Source organism: Streptomyces hilarionis (assembly GCF_024539675.1).
Classification (GTDB): Bacteria; Actinomycetota; Actinomycetes; order Streptomycetales; family Streptomycetaceae; genus Streptomyces; species Streptomyces hilarionis.
Genome location: NZ_JAHHIT010000689.1, coordinates 1 through 282, shown reverse-complemented (window position 1 = coordinate 282; position 282 = coordinate 1). Strand labels below are relative to the sequence as shown.

Genomic DNA, 282 nt, shown 5'->3' with positions numbered 1-282 from the left:
CGGCACCGGCAAAGAAGCCTTCGCCCGCGCTATCCACCAGGCCAGCCTGCGCCGCAAGGGCCCCTTCGTGGCGCTGAACTGCGCTGCGATTCCCGAGAGCCTGATCGAGAGCGAACTGTTCGGCTACCGCGCGGGCAGCTTTACCGGCGCCGACAAGAAAGGCATGAAAGGCAAACTGGAGCTGGCCAACGGCGGCACCCTGTTCCTCGACGAAATCGGCGACATGCCTGCGCACCTGCAAACCCGTTTGCTGCGCGTCCTGGCCGAACGGGAAATCTCTCC

1 protein-coding gene is annotated in these 282 nt (G+C 64.9%); it reads left to right on the top strand.

What is annotated here, in order from left to right:
- A partial coding sequence (locus tag KMS84_RS44510; protein ID WP_256921571.1) for a sigma 54-interacting transcriptional regulator occupies nucleotides 1-282 on the top strand: 282 nt, incomplete at both ends.